Here is a 16,811-nt window from a genome sequence, read left to right on the forward strand (position 1 = left end):
TGTTGTTTCCTCCCTACTGCTATAGATGACTAGACCAGATTCAAAAAGCATGAACTATCAATTACTCAAAACATTTAGCCGACTACCTATTCAATTTGGGCGTTCTATTGCTCGTATATTGGCTGGCCTAGTAAATACTCTAAAAATTACCAGAACATCAAAAAGTATAGAACTTAATTTAAGAATTGCTCTGCCCCATTTAACACCGCAACAGCGTATAGCGATTACAGAAAAAGCTGTACGAAATGAGCTGACCTCATATTTTGAGTTTTTAAGTATTTGGGGTTCATCTAATCAAGAAAATATTGCTCGTATTCATCGTATAGAAGGCGAACAATATTTTCATGATGCACTAGCTGAAAAAAAAGGTGTTGTATTAGTCGTCCCACATTTTGGTACATGGGAAGTCATGAATGCATGGTGCGCTCAGTTCACATCAATGACCATTTTATATAAACCAGTCAAAAATGATGATGCTGATCGTTTTGTACGAGAAGCTCGCAGTCGTGAACAAGCAAATTTAGTTCCGACCGATGAAAGTGGTGTAAGACAAATTTTTAAAGCACTCAAAAAGGGGGAAACTACCGTCATTTTGCCAGATCACACTCCAAACATTGGGGGAGATATGGTGAAGTATTTTGGTGTTCCGCTTGCTTCAAGTAATTTAAGTGCAAAACTCATCCAAAAAACAAAAGCGAAAGCTTTATTTCTCTATGCAATCCGTAATGAAAATGACGGCTTTACCATGCATATTGAACCTATGGATGAGAAAATCTATGAAGGCTCTGCGGACGATGGTACTTATGTCATCCACCAAGCAATTGAGCAGCTCATTCATAAATATCCAGAACACTATCACTGGAGCTATAAACGCTTTAAAGCAAACCCAGCTTTAGATAATGTTTATAATATTGACCCTTTAGAAGCGATAAAAACTGTGAATAGACTCAAAGCTGAAGCTTTAGAGAGCTCTACGCAATCAGAGCCGCTCAAAACGTCGGTCGTGTAAAACCATTTTGTGATTTTCCAGAATAAAACTTAACGCTCCTTGCTCTACTGTACTTTTAAGTGGGATATGAAGGGCTTTTAAACGATTGATAACCTCTTGGCTAGGATGGCCATAACGGTTATCAAACCCTGCTGATGCAATTGCCAGTTTTGGTTTTAAAGTTGCTAAGAAATCATAAGCAGAGCTGTGCTTGCTTCCATGATGCCCTAATACCAAAACATCTACTTTTAAGCTTGGATAGTCTTTTAACAACTCGTATTCTGCTTCCCATCCTGCATCTCCCATAATCAGAAAATTTTGGTAACCACTGACTCCTTTAAAGTGGATATATACAACGCAAGAATATTGATTCTGTTGAGAAGGTACAAAAACTAAATCTTTTTCTTTAGGCCATAAAACTTGGATATCCACCTCTGGATATTGCCAGTGTTGACCTTGATGACAATATTGAAATGACTGTTTGAGGGCATTTGAAGATTGTTCATTTGAGAGAACCTGCTTTACAGGAATCTCCTGCTGAATGGCAGGAAAAGCGCCACTATGATCTTGGTCAAGATGAGACAATACAACACGATCTAATTGTTTTACTCCTTGTTGGCGTAAAAAAGGGACTACAACATTTTGACCGATACTGAATTTCTTTTCATCGTAAGAACCACCTGTATCAATTAGCCAGTTTTGTTCAGAATGTTTCAAGAAAATAGCCTGCCCCTGTCCAACATCTAAGATATTAAGCTGAATTTGCTGGTTCGTTTTATTCACTACAATTAGGGGTAAACAACAGAGTAATCCCCATGTTTTTGGCAAAACACCTTTAGGTAAAAATAAAGTAAGAATACCTAAACTCACTGCAAATAGAGCCAGTGGCGTCAAGCTTATACCTTGTAGTGGTAAAGAGAGTTTTTCTAATAAGCTTAGGCAACTTAGTAAGATAGTCAGTAAAATATCATTAAACTGAAATAGCATATTCCCGAATGGTTTGACGATAAACCATGCACAAGCAGCCATGATATTTAAAGGGACAATAACACCACCAACAATAGGCACAGCAATAATATTGGTTAATGGAGCAACCCAAGAAATTTGTTGAAAGAAAAGTAAGGTTAAAGGACTCAATGCAATAAATATTTTGCCTTGAGACTCAATTAACACCTTACTCATAAAAATCAGTCTTGAGCTTAAGCTTAAAAAATGTTGCTCAGGTAACTGCACTATAGTTTGATAAATTCTTAATAAAATAAAGCATGCCCCATAAGACAGCCAAAAACCTGCAGAAAGAACACTAAACGGATCCATTAGCAACAGTAGACTGGCGCTATATACAAGTAATGCAAATGGTTTAATGGGTTGTTTTAATACTAGGAAATAAATAAATATAAAGACTGACAACAATGTCCGTAGTGCAGGAATTTCAAACCCAACAAAAGCTGTATAAATTAAAACCCCGAAACTAAATGGTACAACCAATAAAACTTGTTTGGGTTTCCATAAATAAATTTGAAGGTAATAACGACAAATGAGTTGATGACACACCCAAGACAACATGATGGCAAAAATAAGTACATGTGGCCCTGAAATCGCCAATAAGTGAGCAATTCCTAATTGTTTAAACTGTAGTTGAATTTCGTCTGATAAAAGACTTTCATCACCCGTCAGCAAAGCTAAAAGTAGGCCCTTTTGTTGTAGCGTAGAATTTTTCAATAAATGCCTAAAATTCAAACGAAGCTTTTCTATATGTAAATGTAATCTATTAAAAAAGGACTGCTGTCCTCTTAAATGCTGTTGATATCCCAATCGATAGATCTCATCCAGGCTTAAAGGCTCAATATGCTGAACAATAAAACCAGACATGATATTTCGCTGAATAAACCACTTTTCCTGATCAAAAGCTCCTGTTGTGGCATAACTATGAGCAGGCTTTGTTTTTCCAGATAGTCGATAGTAATGGCCTAATTCAAGTTCTTGATTGCTCTTCAACCCATCCTGATTATCATTTTTTAAATACAACAGCCAATTTACTGGTTCTTTTGATAAGTTTAATACTTGTGCAGTTTGTTGAACTTTATTGTCTTTTTCTTCACTAAGTTTCTTTATATAAACAATAATATCGACATTCTTTGAATCCGTTTCTCTTTGTTGTAACCGTTCAATCAGTGCTGTCTCGGCATATTGATACCCGACAATAAATAGACTGACTGTACATAACAGACAATATATTGCCTTTAAAAGTGGTCGACCAACAAATACTGAGCGTCTAAAAAGATAAAAAATAAAGGCAAGTAAAAGTAAAACCTTAGCTACTTCTCCATATTGCATGATTAAAGGTAAATTAATACCCATTAATGCAATACCGCCAATCCACCCCAATAGAATAATTTTAAACATTCAAAATCTTGTCATTATCATTTTAGGGGCAAAATTAAAGCCCAACTGAGTGGGCTTTAACAATGTGATTTAATGACAATTTTTTAAGAACCGCTTACCCACAAACCATCTTCCATATGTAAGATAGAATCTGCCGCCTGAGCCAATTGCTCATCATGGGTCACAATGAGCATTGCCATGTTTAGTTCTTTCTTAAGATCAGTAAGTAACTCAAAAATACCCACAGCTGTTTTACGGTCCAAATTACCCGTTGGTTCATCAGCTAGAACGACCGCAGGCTTAGTCACCAATGCTCGAGCAAGAGCCACACGTTGACGCTCACCACCAGAAAGTTCACCTGGTTTATGGTCCATACGATGAGATAGCCCAACTCGATCTAGCAAATACTCAGCTTGTGCCTTTACAGACTTAAATTGACTGTCTGCTCGAAGCATTAAAGGCATTGCTACATTTTCAAGTGCAGAAAACTCAGGTAATAAGTGGTGAAATTGATACACAAAACCAAGGTATTTATTGCGTTGGAAACCACGCTCTGCTTCACCCAAGTTATCAAAGCGCTGTCCATTTAGAAATACTTGCCCTTGAGTTGGTTGCTCTAAGCCACCAAGTGCATGCAACAAAGTACTTTTACCCGAACCACTTGCACCGACAATAGATACAAACTGCCCTGCTTCAACCTGTAAAGAAAGACCTTTAATGACTTCAACCTTAGATTTACCGTCATCAAAATGCTTATAAATCTCTTTTGCTTCTAAAACGATTTTACTCATAACGCAATGCCTCGGCAGGTTGAACTTTGGCTGCACGAAGTGCCGGATAAATAGTTGCCAAGAAACTTAAGAGTAAAGAAACAATTACGATAATTGTCACATCTTGCCATCTTAAGTAAGAAGGTAAGTAATGTACAAAATAGGCATCGAACAAATTAAGTCCGAGCACATTATTAAACCAAGAAATAATATCGCTAATTGTAAGTGCCAAAATTACACCTAAAACCGTACCAGCAACTGTACCAATCACCCCAATCACTGTACCTTGCACCATAAAGATTTTAGTAATCATAGATGGTGACGCACCTAAAGTACGTAAAATTGCAATGTCCGATTTTTTGTCGGTAACCACCATGACCAAAGAAGAGACAATATTAAATGCCGCAACTACAATAATCAGTACAAGTAATAAACCAACTAATGTTTTTTCCATTTGAATGGCGTTAAACAAATTACCGTGTGTATAGGTCCAGTTCGTTGCATAGAAATTGCTTGGTAAATTTTTCACAATATCATCGGCAACTTGAGGAGCAGCAAAGATATCGTCCATTTTTAAACGGACGCCTTGAGCACCATCAGGTAAACGCAATAAAGTCGATGCATCATATAAAGCAATGTACCCGACCATTGAGTCCACTTCAGCACCTACGCTGAAAATACCAACCACTTTAAAGCGCTTAAAACGAGGCACAACACCTGCTGGAGATGGAGTTGCTTCAGGTAAAACCAGTGTCACGCTGTCATTTAGACGTAAACCAAGTGAATCAGCCATGTCTTTACCAAGCACAATACCGAACTCACCTTTTTTCAGTGAGTCAAGGCTACCAGCAACAATATGATCTTGAATAATAGATACATTCTTCTCATATTTTGGGTCAATACCCGTCACCATAATACCAGCCACTTGCCCTTGAGCAGTTAACATACCTTGCAATTGGGTAAAAGGTGCAACTCCAGTGACATGGGGATGTTTTTCAACTCGTTTAACCAGTTCAGGCCAATCCGTAAGAATTTGCGTCGATGAAACTGTCGCTTGCGGAACCATTCCCAAAACACGATTTTTCAATTCGCGGTCGAAACCATTCATTACAGAAAGTACCGTGATCAGTACAGCAACACCAAGTGTCAAACCGATCATGGAAACCAATGCAATAAAAGAAATAAAATGATTACTGCGTCGTGCGCGAGTATATCTCAACCCTATATACAGTGAGATTGGTTTAAACATACCTTCTAAATCCAAGGTCATTGATGGAAAATAGAGAAGTGCAAGTTACACTTCCTATTTGGCCATATCGTTAGATGCAGTATTAAGGTTTAAAAATCAGTAAGTTCTGATCTATCCTTAACAATCCTAATATTATATTGCTGCGCTATTTTCTACTACTTAAGATATGAGATCAATTTGATCATGCATTTAGCTACGAATTAGAACAATTTAATGAATAAGCTCAACAAATTACCCTCATCTTCTGCTATTTAGATTTAATATGTTGAGCAAAATTACGGTTTGCCTGAATGTCTTTATAGAAATAAAGGAATAGACCAAACAAGATAATAAATGCTCCCACAAAAACCATCATCGAAAGGTGCTCATGATTTAAAACAGCACCAATTACCATAGCTAGCATAGGTGTAATAACGGTGGTAAGCGATAAAGTGGTTGCCTTTATATTTTGTACAAGTTTGAAATAACAGAACATAGCCACAAGCGAGGCCATAAGCACTGTATAAATTAAAGCAAATAGAGATTTAGCTTGCGGTAAATGGGTCGGTGCATATTGCCAAATAAATGGAATTAGGCAGCTCGCCAAAAGTGAAGATACCAAAATTGAGCCTGTTGCCTGAGCCATAGGTTGAATTTTGGCATTCACTTTTTTTACCCAAAAAATAGAAAATGAATAAACGAAAACACTAATCAACATTAAAACAATGCCAAATGGATGCACGTGCTGACCAGATCCATTTAAGCAAATGATTGCTAGGCCACAAACAGCAATCGCCATACCAAGCCACTGTAGTTTATAAAGATGCTGACCAAACCCGAAACGACCAATTAAACCAGCCATAATAGGTGCCAGACCGAACATGAGAGCAATCATGCCTGAACTTAAATATTGAGTTGCAGCATAGGTAAAAATTTGAGAGCCAATTAAACTAAAAGAACCTGCAAAATAACTATGGAGAGCTTGTTTATGAATCGGAAAAGCTGTTTTTAAGACTAATAACACGATAACCGAAAGAGGTAATGCTATATAAAAACGTAACAGCAAAGCCCACATAACATGTAAGTCAGACACGCTCCATACAATGGCTAAAGGCGTCGTTGCCCAAATAAATACAAGCAACACATACGTTGAAGCCAAGTTGGTTTGGGATGGCATAAGAGGCTCACTAAGCAGTTTTACGTTTTTGCTTTAAAATCGTTTGGTCGAGTGAACTCGAGAACTCACGCTTATCACGTTCTGAAATTGGAGGTGGGCCACCTGTCTGTACACCGGCGCCCCGCAGCGTGTCCATAAAATCACGTAAGTGCAAACGTGCTTTTACGTTCGCAGTGGTATAAATTTCTCCACGTGGATGAATTGCAATGCCACCCTTTTCAATGACTTGAGCAGCAAGCGGAATATCCTGTGTAATGACAATGTCATTTTCAGACATACGGTCTACAATTTCCTGATCGGCCTGATCGGCTCCACTTAAAACCTGTATTGATTTAATACGTACCGATGGGGTAATTCCGACATTTTGATTGGCTACAAAAATCACTTCTAACTGATAACGATCTGAAGCTCGTAAAATGACTTCACGCAAAATTTTAGGTAATGCATCTGCGTCTACCCACAGCTTAAATGGCAGCACGTTATTCTCTATTTCCACTAAAAATATAAGTCTAACAGATGCATTTCACTCGAGAATAGCGCTAAATATAAAACTTATTTTCTAAATTTAATTTTAACAATACCTTAACAATCGAGCATATTCACTCTTAAAAGCAAGTGATTTATCGATTGGAAGGATTATTGATAAGTAAATATGTGCTTTTACAAGAGAATTTACACATGTTGACTTGAAAAATAGCAATCACCCTCGATTTAATATAACAAGTGAGATAAACCCAACATCAATCGTACTTATGAAAAATCAAAACAGTCCAGAAGTTATTACGGTAAACGACCAAAATTTTGGTAGTCATGGCGAGCATTGGAATCTATTAACCTCCTATCCAGAGACAGATGTACCAAAATGGCTTGGACTGGCGCTTGATGCACCTGTAATGCCAATGGGCTTATGTCAGCATGAAGATGAGATGGATCAATCTTTCTGGTTAATTCAAGGTCCTCAAGGACAGAATGTCACCATTAACCAAATTATTGCAGTTGAAAATCAAAAACCTCGTGCTTTAAAAACAGCATTTCCTAGTTTTGAAAGTCCTTATCAATATAATGCGCAAATTGAGCGCATCATTACTTGTGACTCAGCAACTCAGGCAGTATTAAGTTTAAGATTAAATAAAAATACGACTGTTTATGCATTTGATAATTTATTTAGTGTTAATCGTTGTCAATATGACAAAACCCAAACTTATCAAGTTCAATTTAATGCATGGGCTTATGAGTTAGAACCAGTCCCTGCTGGTGAAACCATTGTTGTAGATGATCCAGCATCAATTAAGCATCACCGTGCACTAAATGCAATTTTAACTGAACATAATGGAATTGCACCTGAAAACCTACAAGAACTCATTAATGAATGGCAACCAAAAACTGAGGAAGATCAAGAGCCTGTAACGGTTGATTTTTCAAAAATGGTTGCATATTTATATGGGGAAAATCTTGGACAAGAAGATGAAGCTTGGTTCCAAGGTAATATTGTCGGTAAAACTTCAATGACATTTATGGGTGCAGAATATACTCTTTATGATGTCACTTTAGTTTTGGAAGATGATCTTCCTGCCATATTAGTGCGCATTGCGACCCAAAATAATTTGTACAAAAACTTTAATATTGGTGAATATATTCGCGGTAATATCTGGATTCAGGCGAATATTTATGCTAAAAATAGTGAAACTAATTGAATTTCACTAATATTTTAAAAATTAGGCTATTGAATGAAGATTATACCTGAACAAACCACCAGCCTCATTCAAACTAGTAACCCACGTATAAGGGTCGATACTGGTGCGTTTTGCTTTTTTGTTTTAGGTATGTTCTTAGCCGCAATGATGATCCATCAATCTGGTTTTGTCCCTTTTTAATAAATAAATTGCACAATAAATAAAGCCCTCTTTCGAGGGCTTTATTTATTTGATTTACTTAACCATTACATTTAGCAAAATCATCCATAAAACGGATAAGTGCTTGAACGCCTTCTAATGGTACTGCGTTATAAATACTTGCACGCATACCACCAACTGAGCGGTGACCTGCCAAGTTCAATAAATGATTTTCTTCAGCTTCTTTCAAGAATTGCTTTTCTAAAGCTTCATCTGCCAAAGTGAATGGTACATTCATAATTGAACGGTTTGGAATAGCAATCGGGTTATTATAAAAATCGCTTGAATCGATATAACCATAAAGTAACTGAGCTTTTTCAAGGTTAACTTTATGAATAGCGTCTACCCCACCCTGCTCTAGTAACCATTCGAATACTAAACCAGACAAGTACCAAGCATAAGTCGATGGTGTATTTACCATAGAACCATTTTTCGCTTGATCACCATATTTTAAAATACTTGGAATTTCTGGTTTAGCTTGGTCAAGTAAATCATCACGAACAATAACGATTGTTAAACCAGCAGGACCAATATTTTTTTGCGCACCAGCATAGATTAAACCAAACTTGGTCACATCTAATGGAGCAGATAAAATACTTGATGAATAGTCACAAACAAGTGGTGCTTTAACATCAGGAATACCTGCAAACTGTAAACCACCAATTGTTTCATTATCTGCATAGTGAACATAAGCAGCATCATCAGATAAGTTCCATTCGCTTTGATCAGAAATTGCGAACTTACCATCTACTTTAATGCCTGCTTCTACAGCATTAATATCGCCATAGCGTTTTGCTTCTTTTAACGCTTTTTCAGACCAAATTCCTGTATGGATATAATCTGCTTTGTTATTTTTACCAAGCAGATTTAAAGGAATTGCTGAAAATTGTAATGACGCGCCACCTTGTAAAAATAGCACTTTATAGTTTTCAGGAATATTCATAAGCTTACGCAAGTCAGCTTCAGCTTTTTCAGCTACCGCAACATAGTCAGCACTACGGTGACTCATTTCCATGATGGATAGACCTTTACCTTGCCAATCCAACAATTCTTGTTGAGCTTTTTCTAAAACGGCAGTAGGTAATGCAGCAGGACCAGCACAGAAATTGTACGCGCGCATGATTTTTCCCTTGTAAAGTGAAACACAATAAAAAAAGGCATTTAACCACAGATTGCTTAAGCTTGCAGCAGCTTCTCTAGTAAATATTTCAATGCTAGGACGTATTTAGGTTTATTTTTTCAATAACTATTTTATTTATTTCTTTGCTTTCACTTATTTTTTTATAAGTTTTATTAAATAAAGTTCAACTTGACTTGTGAATGGAGTTTCCCATACTGTGATGAATATATAAAGTTTGCTGTATGATTTTCCATCAAGAAAAGTAAACTCAAAATCATTTTGTGCTTTTATACAATTGTATAATAAACAATATGATAATTGAATTTAATAACAAGAAATTTAAACTATAAGGGATGATCAAAAATTGTTATATAAAATGCCAACACATCAGTATCGACAGTCAATACGCCCTTTTCTCTTTAAACCCAATTATATTGCTTTGGTATTGGGAATATTTATTGCAACGCCTATTTATGCACAAAGCTTAAGTTATGCCGAAGCTGAACAACAAGCTTTAAAAAGCTCATATAGCACCCAAGCCAACCAAGCATTGCAACAAGCTTCTCAATTAGAAGCTGAAGCAGTCAAAGGCCTAGGGTTACCTAGAGTTGATTTAAACGTAAGAGCATACGCATTTCACAGTGAAACAGACGTACCACTTGGTGGTTTCAAACAAAAGCTTGAGAATGATTTAAGCCAAGGGCTAAATGACAAATTATCCCAGTGGAACAATGTCATTCCATCCGATGTTTTGGGACAAATTCAGGAAGGTTCAAACCAAATCATCCATGATGGCATAAATCGCTTTCCCAACTACGCAAATTTGACTTTAGAAGATCAGGTCGTACGCCCGTCTATTTCAGTTGTGATGCCTCTTTATACAGGAGGCTTAACCAGCAGTGCAAAAAAGATAGCCAACATTCAAGCTCAGCGCTCAGAGCTTTCAAGCCAACAACAACAAGATATCCAGCGCTTTGAAGTCGTACAAAGTTATTTTAATGTGCAATTACAACAGCAACTTGTCGCGAGTAGCTTATTTAACTTTAATGCAATGCAGAAACATTATAGCAATGCGTTAAAGCTCGAACAGCAAGGTTTTATTAGTAAAGGCCAACGCATGCAATTTGAAGTTGCTCGTAACAATGCAGAGCGAGCTTTACAAAACGCACAAGCAAACCTAAATGCCAGTCAATTCAGTTTAAACAATCTTCTTCATCAGCAAAGTAATGCTGATTTAAGTACTCCTCTTTTTGTAAATACAGTTCGTAGCCAATCTTTAGAAGCACTGCTAAGTAGTTACGCTCAAAAATCGAGTCTTGTGCAAAAAATGCAGTTAGATACTCAATTGGCTAATGCAAATATTCAAGCTCAACAAGCAGCAAAGAAACCAAGTCTATTTGCTTTTGGCGAATATGCACTAGATGAAAAGGAAAACTGGATTGTAGGTGTGATGGCAAAGTACAACTTGTTTTCAGGTGTAGATAAAAATAAGAATATTCATGCGGCCGAGTTAAAACGTTATGCCTCAGAACTATTAACTGAGCGAACGAAACAGGAAATTGAAGGATTATTAAATAAGTCATATAACGAGCTCAATTCAGCACAGCAAAGTCATACGTTATTGCAAAGAAATATTAGTGCAGCTCAAGAAAACTTGCGTATTCAGGAGCTTTCATTCCGTGAAGGTATGGGAACAGCCACACAAGTTATTGATGCGCAAAATGCATTAAGTGCTCTAAAAACAGAAATGGCTTTAAATGCATATAAATATGTCATGTCACTTGCAACATTATTGCAAAGCCATGGTTCTATGGACCAGTTTAAAGCTTATGTGACTCAACCACATACTGACTATATCCGCTAATAGGGGGCATAAAATGAATCAAGAATCATCTTCTTCTCAGCAAGATTCACCTGTTACGGATACAGAGCATACAGGTCAAGATCAACAAAATATTCAAACTGACAATACTCAAGAAGTAAAGTCGAATAAAAGTAATCCTCAACCACCTAAAAATTCAAAAATTAAACTAATAATTGGTGTGGTCATTATTGCTTTGTTAGGTTTGATCATTTTCGGTTTGTGGAAAAGTTATCAACCAAAGCATATTGAATTACAAGGCAGAGTTGAGGCTGAAACGATTCACGTGAGCACTAAAGTTCCAAGTCGTATTGAAGAAATTTATGTACAAGAAGGCCAAAAAGTTTCTAAAGGACAACCTCTAGTTCGTTTAGTCAGTCCAGAAATAGAAGCCAAAAAGCAACAAGCCTTAGCAACCTTACAATCAGCTTTAGCACTTCAATCGACTGTGGATCGAGGTTCGCAACAAGAAAATATTGATACTCTGTATGCCAACTGGCAGAGTATGAAAGCTCAAGCAAATCTTGCAAAGACCACTTATCAGCGTGGGGAAAATTTATATAGACAAGGTGTCATTTCCCGTCAAAGACGAGATGAGATGTTTGCAGCCCAAACCTCTGCTCAAGAGTTAAGTGAGGCAGCTTATCAACAATATGCGCGAGCAAAGCGCGGAAGTACCAGTCAGCAGAAATCTACAGCAGATGCTCAAGTGGATATTGCAAAAGCAGCTGTCAGTGAAGCCCAAGCACTTGAAGCAGAAACCCGCTTACTCGCTCCTATTTCAGGTACAGTTTCAAAAACTTATGGCAAACCTTCTGAACTGGTTGCAATAGGTGTGCCGGTTGTCAGCATTTTAGAAGATGATGATTTGTGGGTGAGTTTAAATGTCGGTGAAAATCAGTACGCTTCTGTTTATAAAAACAAAACGCTAGAAGGATTCATTCCTGCGCTAAATCAAACCGTAATGTTTAAAGTAAAAAATATTGATGCTGAAGGTGAATTTGCCACGATTAAAACCACTCGTCAGACTGGTGGTTATGATATTCGTAGCTTTAAATTGCATCTAGTGCCTGAGCGTCCTGTCAAAGACTTAAAGGTTGGCATGAGTGTTCTATTTAAAATTAAAGAAGAAAAATAAAACATGTTTGCCAGTATATTACGTGAACTAAACTATCTAAGAAGCAATAAATGGGATTTGTGTATGGTGACACTCATCCCTGCTTTTATCATTTTTTTGTTTAGCAGCATGTTTTATGCAGGTAAGGCTGAACATTTACCTATCGCAATTATTGATCAGGACCAAAGTGAGCTGAGCCGCAATATTGAAAAGTATCTTTCGTTAAATCATACGGTAGATGTTAAAACAATTACTGCAAGCTCGACCGAAGCTGAAAAACTACTCAATGAAACCAAAATTTGGGGCTATGTTTTTATTCCTGACGGCGCTGAAAAACGTTTTGTAAAAGCTCAAGATGCTCAAATTAGCATTGCATTTAACCAATCTTTTTTTAGCGTAGGAAATACGATTTCCTCTGCCATGTTAGTCAGTACACTCAATGCTTTAGCAGACTATGCAGGCCAGAGTTATTTAGCAAATAATATCCCCTATTTAGATGTTCCTACAGCGCACGTTAAAATTTCAACGCTCTATAACCCAAGCATGAGCTATGAATTTTATTTAGAACCTTTTATGGTTCCTGCTGTTTTGCACCTATTACTCTGTTGTTGCGTGGCTTTTGCTATTGGACAAGAGCTTAAACGCGGCACATTAAACCAGTGGGTTAACCGTGAAAATTTTATTCGCGGCTTACTGACTAAAAATTTACTTTATAGCTTTATTTTTTGTCTCTGGACTTGGTTATGGATGTTTTGGCTCGTTGAGATTCGCGGTTGGTTTGTCGCAGGTTCTCTCAGTTTCTTATTAGTTGCCCAGTTCTTGCTTTATTTTTCTTATGCACTCATTAGTAGCACCGTCATTCTTGCCACCAAAAATTTAAGTAAAACTTTTGGTTTTATTGCGGTATATGGCGGGTCTTCTTTAAGTTTTGCAGGGGTTACTCTGCCTTTAAATAATGCACCAATTTTCACTAAATTTTGGTCTTTAATTATTCCATATACACCTTATGCAAAGCTCCAAACCGAACAATGGGTGATTGGAAGTCCACTTTTTATTTCAATGACACCCTTTTTAATACTGATTGGCTACTGTCTTATTTATTTCATTTTGAGTTCCTTGCTGCTTAAAAAACTAGTTCGGGGGACAGCACAATGAAAGAATTTTTAAAGGCTTATGCCCAAACATTTAAAGATATTGTCAGTAACAGTTCGGTTTTCACTACACTGATTTTATCAGTCATTCTTTATAGCTTTTTTTATCCAACTGCCTATAAAGCTGAACGTGCCGAATCAATTCCAATTGTCATTGTTGATGAGGAACAGAGTCTTTTAAGCTCTCAAATTATTGGACAAACTAGCAATAGTCCGCACGTTAAAATTGTTGATGTCACTGCTAATTTTCTCGAAGCCGAACAAATGGTTCGCGAGCAAAAAGCAGATGGTATTTTACTTTTGCCCAACAACTTAACACAGAGCCTACGCCGCGGAGAAACTGGTGGAATTGGCTTATACTTAAGTACAACCAACTTTTTAAAAACTAAAGAAATTGGCCTAGGTCTTGCCACATCTATTGAGGCCACATTAAAAGAATATGTTGAAAAATTTGGAGAGCGTACACATTTCCAACCAGCCCTTTCTATTCATCAGGTTCCTTTATTTAACCCTCTTTCAGGTTATGGAAGCTATATTTTTCCAGCAGTTGCAACACTCATTATTCATCAAACGATTGTATTAGGTTTAGCCATGCTGATTGCAAGCTACCGCGAAAAGCATGAAAAAATTACCTCCATTCGCTTTGCTGGAATTTTTGCTAGCCTGTTTACTATTGGTTGTTTAAGCAGTTTTTACCTTTTTGGTTTTACCTTGTGGTTCAACGACTATCCACATGGTGGTAATTTTATTGGTTTACTCGTCGCGGTTCCGATTTTTATTAGTTGTGTGATTGGATTAGGCATGTTGATTGGCTCACTTTTAGACATGCCTGAACGTGCCGGGCATATCATTGTATTTAGTTCAGTTCCGCTTTTCTTATTAACTGGTACAGCATGGCCTCACCATGCTATGCCTGAATGGTTACAATGGTTTGCTTGGTGCTTACCTTCTACACACGGTGTACAAATGTTTGTACAGCTTAATCAAATGGGTGTTCCTTTAAATGTTGTGATACCTAAATTGATTTTTCTTGCAACAATTGGAATCATTTTTTTAATTATTGCCCATTCACGTTTAAAAAATTCCAAGTAAATTTAAGGGTACATGAATGTGTATAAATTATATTTTTATTTACTATAAAATCTTATAGTTAAAGCTTATTTCTTAAATAATTGACCAAAAATTTATAAAAAAATAAATAAATTCAAAGTATTAATTTGTATCAATTGTCACGAAACCTTAAGAAAACTTTAAGTTGAAATTAAGAAATTTTCTCCATAGTAATTAGTATAGTTTTTCAGCAGCTACGCAGAGTATTCTGTAATCCTGCCCTATGACGGAATCTGGATATGGCAAAAGTGTGTTATTGCGCAGATGACTTTGCAATGAATGCAGAAATATCTGATGCAATTATTCATTTAATTGAACAAGGTGCACTTCAAGCAACCTCATGTATGACCCAATCTGAACTATGGGAAACTGCTGCTGCCAAATTAAAACCCTTTAGCGATCAAGTTGATATCGGTTTACATTTAAATCTTACCCATGCTTTCGCTTCAAGTAATACTGTTTTTTCCTTACCCATGCTGATTTTACGTGCATGGTCTTCAAGTCTGAATCGTGAATCAATTACCCAATGTATTGAAGAACAATGGGATTTATTCGTTTCAGTCATGGGAAAGCACCCCGATTTTATTGATGGACATCAGCATATTCATCAATTTCCATTCATACGCGATATTTTGCTGCAATTGTTAAAAGAGAAAAAATTTACGGGTTGGATTCGAAATTTACAACATCCGATAGATTTACCTCACTATCGTTTTAAGACTCGTGTGCTGTCTGCACTGGGTTCTAATTCTTTAGCAAAAGCATGTCAAACATATCATTTTAATCAAAATGACCAATTTGCTGGCATCTATGATTTTAAGCAAACTGACTATGGCGAACTCAATCAATATTGGCTTGCACATGCAAAAGACCATTTATTGATTATGTGCCATCCAGCGCTTGCAGAATCAAATGATCAAGATCCGATTCAACATGCCCGAATACAAGAATATGAATATTTCAGTTCGGATCAGTTCCAACTTGATTGTCAGCAATATGGTATCCAGCTCACTAGACTAGGGGCAATGCAATGAACACAAAACCATTTTTATCCTGCGTTGTTCCAGCCTATAACGAAGCAGAAAATTTAAAAACTTTTATTCCTGCTTTAGCAAATAGTCTAAAACAGCAAAATCTTAGCTATGAAATTATTGTGGTAGATGATGGGAGTAAAGACGACACCATTCCTATTCTACAAACAATGATTGATGATTACCCATTGGTTGTGCTTGAACTTTCACGCAACTTTGGTAAAGAGGCAGCGCTAAGTGCTGGCTTAGATCACGTAACAGGTGAAGTGACGCTACTCATTGATGCTGATTTTCAACATCCATTTGAAGCAATTCCAACCATGATTAACCTTTGGAAAAATGGTTATGACATGGTATATGGCATTCGCAATCGTACTACTGAGTCTTGGCTCAAACGTGTTTTAACCCAAGGTTACTATCGTGTATTAAACTTAAGTTCTCCGATAGATATTCCTGAAAGCGCTGGCGACTTCCGCCTACTAGATGCAAAAGTTGTTGAAGCAATTAAACAATTGCCAGAAAAAAACCGCTATATGAAAGGTCTATATGCTTGGGTTGGATTCAAAAGTATAGGCGTTAATTTTTCTGAGCAAGAACGTCAACATGGTCGTTCCAGTTTTAACGTAAAAGCTCTCTTTAACTTAGCTATGTCAGGTCTAACTGGTTTTTCAGATTTACCTTTACGCATTTGTATTTATTTAGGTGCAATCTTAGCTTTAGGTGCTATGGGTTACGGAACATGGATTATCCTTAAAACCTTGATTGAGGGTGTTTCTGTTCCAGGTTGGGCAACACTTGTAGCAGGTATGACATTACTAGGTGGTATACAATTGCTATTCCTGGGTATTGTTGGTGAATATGTAGGTCGAATTTATGCGGAAGTAAAAAATAGACCAAAGTATATTGTTGCATCCGAACATTCTCATATTAAACAAGAAAAATCCATCACAAAGCCTGAAAATACATTCTCAAGTTTCTAAC

At 36.9% G+C, this 16,811-nt stretch carries 15 protein-coding genes and 1 pseudogene; 10 read left to right on the forward strand and 6 right to left on the reverse strand.

The window, feature by feature from the left end; translation table 11 throughout:
• Positions 1-25: 25 nt before the first annotated feature.
• Positions 26-1,009, forward strand: coding sequence for a lysophospholipid acyltransferase family protein (locus ABFY81_RS09490; protein ID WP_347913621.1), 984 nt, complete (start codon positions 26-28; stop codon positions 1,007-1,009).
• On the opposite strand, the gene ABFY81_RS09495 is transcribed toward ABFY81_RS09490, so the two are convergent.
• From ABFY81_RS09495 to ABFY81_RS09505, 3 genes are all read right to left on the reverse strand, one after another.
• Positions 980-3,394 carry a DNA internalization-related competence protein ComEC/Rec2 gene (locus tag ABFY81_RS09495; RefSeq protein WP_347913622.1) on the reverse strand — a complete coding sequence of 805 codons (2,415 nt, stop codon included), beginning with the start codon at positions 3,392-3,394 and terminating at the stop codon, positions 980-982. The genes ABFY81_RS09490 and ABFY81_RS09495 overlap by 30 nt on opposite strands.
• Positions 3,395-3,477: 83 nt before the next feature.
• Positions 3,478-4,164 carry a lipoprotein-releasing ABC transporter ATP-binding protein LolD gene (lolD, locus tag ABFY81_RS09500; protein WP_004699850.1) on the reverse strand — a complete coding sequence of 229 codons (687 nt, stop codon included), beginning with the start codon at positions 4,162-4,164 and terminating at the stop codon, positions 3,478-3,480.
• Positions 4,157-5,392 (reverse strand): lipoprotein-releasing ABC transporter permease subunit, encoded by a 1,236-nt coding sequence (locus ABFY81_RS09505; protein ID WP_031944926.1) that lies wholly within the window; start codon positions 5,390-5,392, stop codon positions 4,157-4,159. The genes lolD and ABFY81_RS09505 overlap by 8 nt, the downstream gene beginning before the upstream one ends.
• A 116-nt stretch (positions 5,393-5,508) precedes the next feature.
• Between ABFY81_RS09505 and ABFY81_RS09510 the strand changes: the two are divergent.
• Positions 5,509-5,610 (forward strand): annotated as a pseudogene (locus ABFY81_RS09510) (PilZ domain-containing protein); the annotation flags it as partial.
• A gap of 29 nt (positions 5,611-5,639) precedes the next feature.
• Here the strand turns inward: ABFY81_RS09510 and ABFY81_RS09515 are convergent.
• Both ABFY81_RS09515 and ABFY81_RS09520 read right to left on the reverse strand, forming a co-directional pair.
• Positions 5,640-6,548, reverse strand: coding sequence for an EamA family transporter (locus tag ABFY81_RS09515; protein WP_019457293.1), 909 nt, complete (start codon positions 6,546-6,548; stop codon positions 5,640-5,642).
• 10 nt (positions 6,549-6,558) lie between these two features.
• Entirely contained in the window at positions 6,559-7,044 is a 486-nt protein-coding gene (locus ABFY81_RS09520) for a YaiI/YqxD family protein (protein WP_077163168.1), read from the reverse strand.
• A gap of 256 nt (positions 7,045-7,300) precedes the next feature.
• Here ABFY81_RS09520 and ABFY81_RS09525 point away from each other — a divergent pair, with 256 nt between their 5' ends.
• Together ABFY81_RS09525 and ABFY81_RS09530 are read left to right on the forward strand one after the other, a co-directional pair.
• Positions 7,301-8,242: a hypothetical protein gene (locus ABFY81_RS09525; protein WP_347913624.1), complete on the forward strand. Its 942-nt coding sequence runs from the start codon at positions 7,301-7,303 to the stop codon at positions 8,240-8,242.
• A gap of 33 nt (positions 8,243-8,275) precedes the next feature.
• Positions 8,276-8,422, forward strand: a complete 147-nt coding sequence (locus ABFY81_RS09530) for a hypothetical protein (RefSeq protein WP_347913625.1) — start codon at positions 8,276-8,278, stop codon at positions 8,420-8,422.
• Positions 8,423-8,480: 58 nt separating this feature from the next.
• On the opposite strand, the gene serC is transcribed toward ABFY81_RS09530, so the two are convergent.
• The gene (serC, locus tag ABFY81_RS09535) at positions 8,481-9,560 is read right to left on the reverse strand and encodes a 3-phosphoserine/phosphohydroxythreonine transaminase (RefSeq protein WP_347913626.1); all 1,080 of its coding nucleotides are present in this window, start codon (positions 9,558-9,560) and stop codon (positions 8,481-8,483) included.
• Between the two features lie 376 nt (positions 9,561-9,936).
• Here serC and ABFY81_RS09540 point away from each other — a divergent pair, with 376 nt between their 5' ends.
• The 6 genes from ABFY81_RS09540 to ABFY81_RS09565 all read left to right on the forward strand — a co-directional run bounded on the left by ABFY81_RS09540 (position 9,937) and on the right by ABFY81_RS09565 (position 16,810).
• Positions 9,937-11,424, forward strand: a complete 1,488-nt coding sequence (locus ABFY81_RS09540) for a TolC family protein (RefSeq protein WP_347913628.1) — start codon at positions 9,937-9,939, stop codon at positions 11,422-11,424.
• Positions 11,425-11,437: 13 nt separating this feature from the next.
• Positions 11,438-12,559 (forward strand): efflux RND transporter periplasmic adaptor subunit, encoded by a 1,122-nt coding sequence (locus tag ABFY81_RS09545; RefSeq protein WP_347913629.1) that lies wholly within the window; start codon positions 11,438-11,440, stop codon positions 12,557-12,559.
• A gap of 3 nt (positions 12,560-12,562) precedes the next feature.
• Positions 12,563-13,693: an ABC transporter permease gene (locus ABFY81_RS09550; RefSeq protein WP_347913630.1), complete on the forward strand. Its 1,131-nt coding sequence runs from the start codon at positions 12,563-12,565 to the stop codon at positions 13,691-13,693.
• A complete protein-coding gene (locus ABFY81_RS09555) occupies positions 13,690-14,781 on the forward strand; it encodes an ABC transporter permease (protein ID WP_347913631.1) in 1,092 nt (363 codons plus the stop codon). The genes ABFY81_RS09550 and ABFY81_RS09555 overlap by 4 nt, the downstream gene beginning before the upstream one ends.
• A 257-nt stretch (positions 14,782-15,038) precedes the next feature.
• On the forward strand, positions 15,039-15,833 hold the full coding sequence (locus ABFY81_RS09560; protein ID WP_346788858.1) for a ChbG/HpnK family deacetylase: 795 nt from the start codon (positions 15,039-15,041) through the stop codon (positions 15,831-15,833).
• A complete protein-coding gene (locus ABFY81_RS09565) occupies positions 15,830-16,810 on the forward strand; it encodes a glycosyltransferase family 2 protein (protein ID WP_174724749.1) in 981 nt (326 codons plus the stop codon). Before ABFY81_RS09560 ends, ABFY81_RS09565 begins: the two co-directional genes overlap by 4 nt.
• Position 16,811 lies beyond the last annotated feature (1 nt).

It is taken from the genome of Acinetobacter sp. WA-87, assembly GCF_039938935.1.
Taxonomy (GTDB): domain Bacteria; phylum Pseudomonadota; class Gammaproteobacteria; order Pseudomonadales; family Moraxellaceae; genus Acinetobacter; species Acinetobacter seifertii.

Bases quoted from the DNA above. Each gene is read 5' to 3' on its own strand.
- ABFY81_RS09565 (WP_174724749.1), top strand. From the start codon at position 15,830: ATGAACACAAAACCATTTTTATCCTGCGTTGTTCCAGCCTATAACGAA.
- ABFY81_RS09555 (WP_347913631.1), top strand. From the start codon at position 13,690: ATGAAAGAATTTTTAAAGGCTTATGCCCAAACATTTAAAGATATTGTC.
- ABFY81_RS09550 (WP_347913630.1), top strand. From the start codon at position 12,563: ATGTTTGCCAGTATATTACGTGAACTAAACTATCTAAGAAGCAATAAA.
- serC (WP_347913626.1), bottom strand. From the start codon at position 9,560: ATGCGCGCGTACAATTTCTGTGCTGGTCCTGCTGCATTACCTACTGCC.
- ABFY81_RS09495 (WP_347913622.1), bottom strand. From the start codon at position 3,394: ATGTTTAAAATTATTCTATTGGGGTGGATTGGCGGTATTGCATTAATG.
- lolD (WP_004699850.1), bottom strand. From the start codon at position 4,164: ATGAGTAAAATCGTTTTAGAAGCAAAAGAGATTTATAAGCATTTTGAT.
- ABFY81_RS09515 (WP_019457293.1), bottom strand. From the start codon at position 6,548: ATGCCATCCCAAACCAACTTGGCTTCAACGTATGTGTTGCTTGTATTT.
- ABFY81_RS09530 (WP_347913625.1), top strand. From the start codon at position 8,276: ATGAAGATTATACCTGAACAAACCACCAGCCTCATTCAAACTAGTAAC.
- ABFY81_RS09540 (WP_347913628.1), top strand. From the start codon at position 9,937: ATGCCAACACATCAGTATCGACAGTCAATACGCCCTTTTCTCTTTAAA.
- ABFY81_RS09545 (WP_347913629.1), top strand. From the start codon at position 11,438: ATGAATCAAGAATCATCTTCTTCTCAGCAAGATTCACCTGTTACGGAT.
- ABFY81_RS09525 (WP_347913624.1), top strand. From the start codon at position 7,301: ATGAAAAATCAAAACAGTCCAGAAGTTATTACGGTAAACGACCAAAAT.
- ABFY81_RS09560 (WP_346788858.1), top strand. From the start codon at position 15,039: ATGGCAAAAGTGTGTTATTGCGCAGATGACTTTGCAATGAATGCAGAA.
- ABFY81_RS09505 (WP_031944926.1), bottom strand. From the start codon at position 5,392: ATGTTTAAACCAATCTCACTGTATATAGGGTTGAGATATACTCGCGCA.
- ABFY81_RS09490 (WP_347913621.1), top strand. From the start codon at position 26: ATGACTAGACCAGATTCAAAAAGCATGAACTATCAATTACTCAAAACA.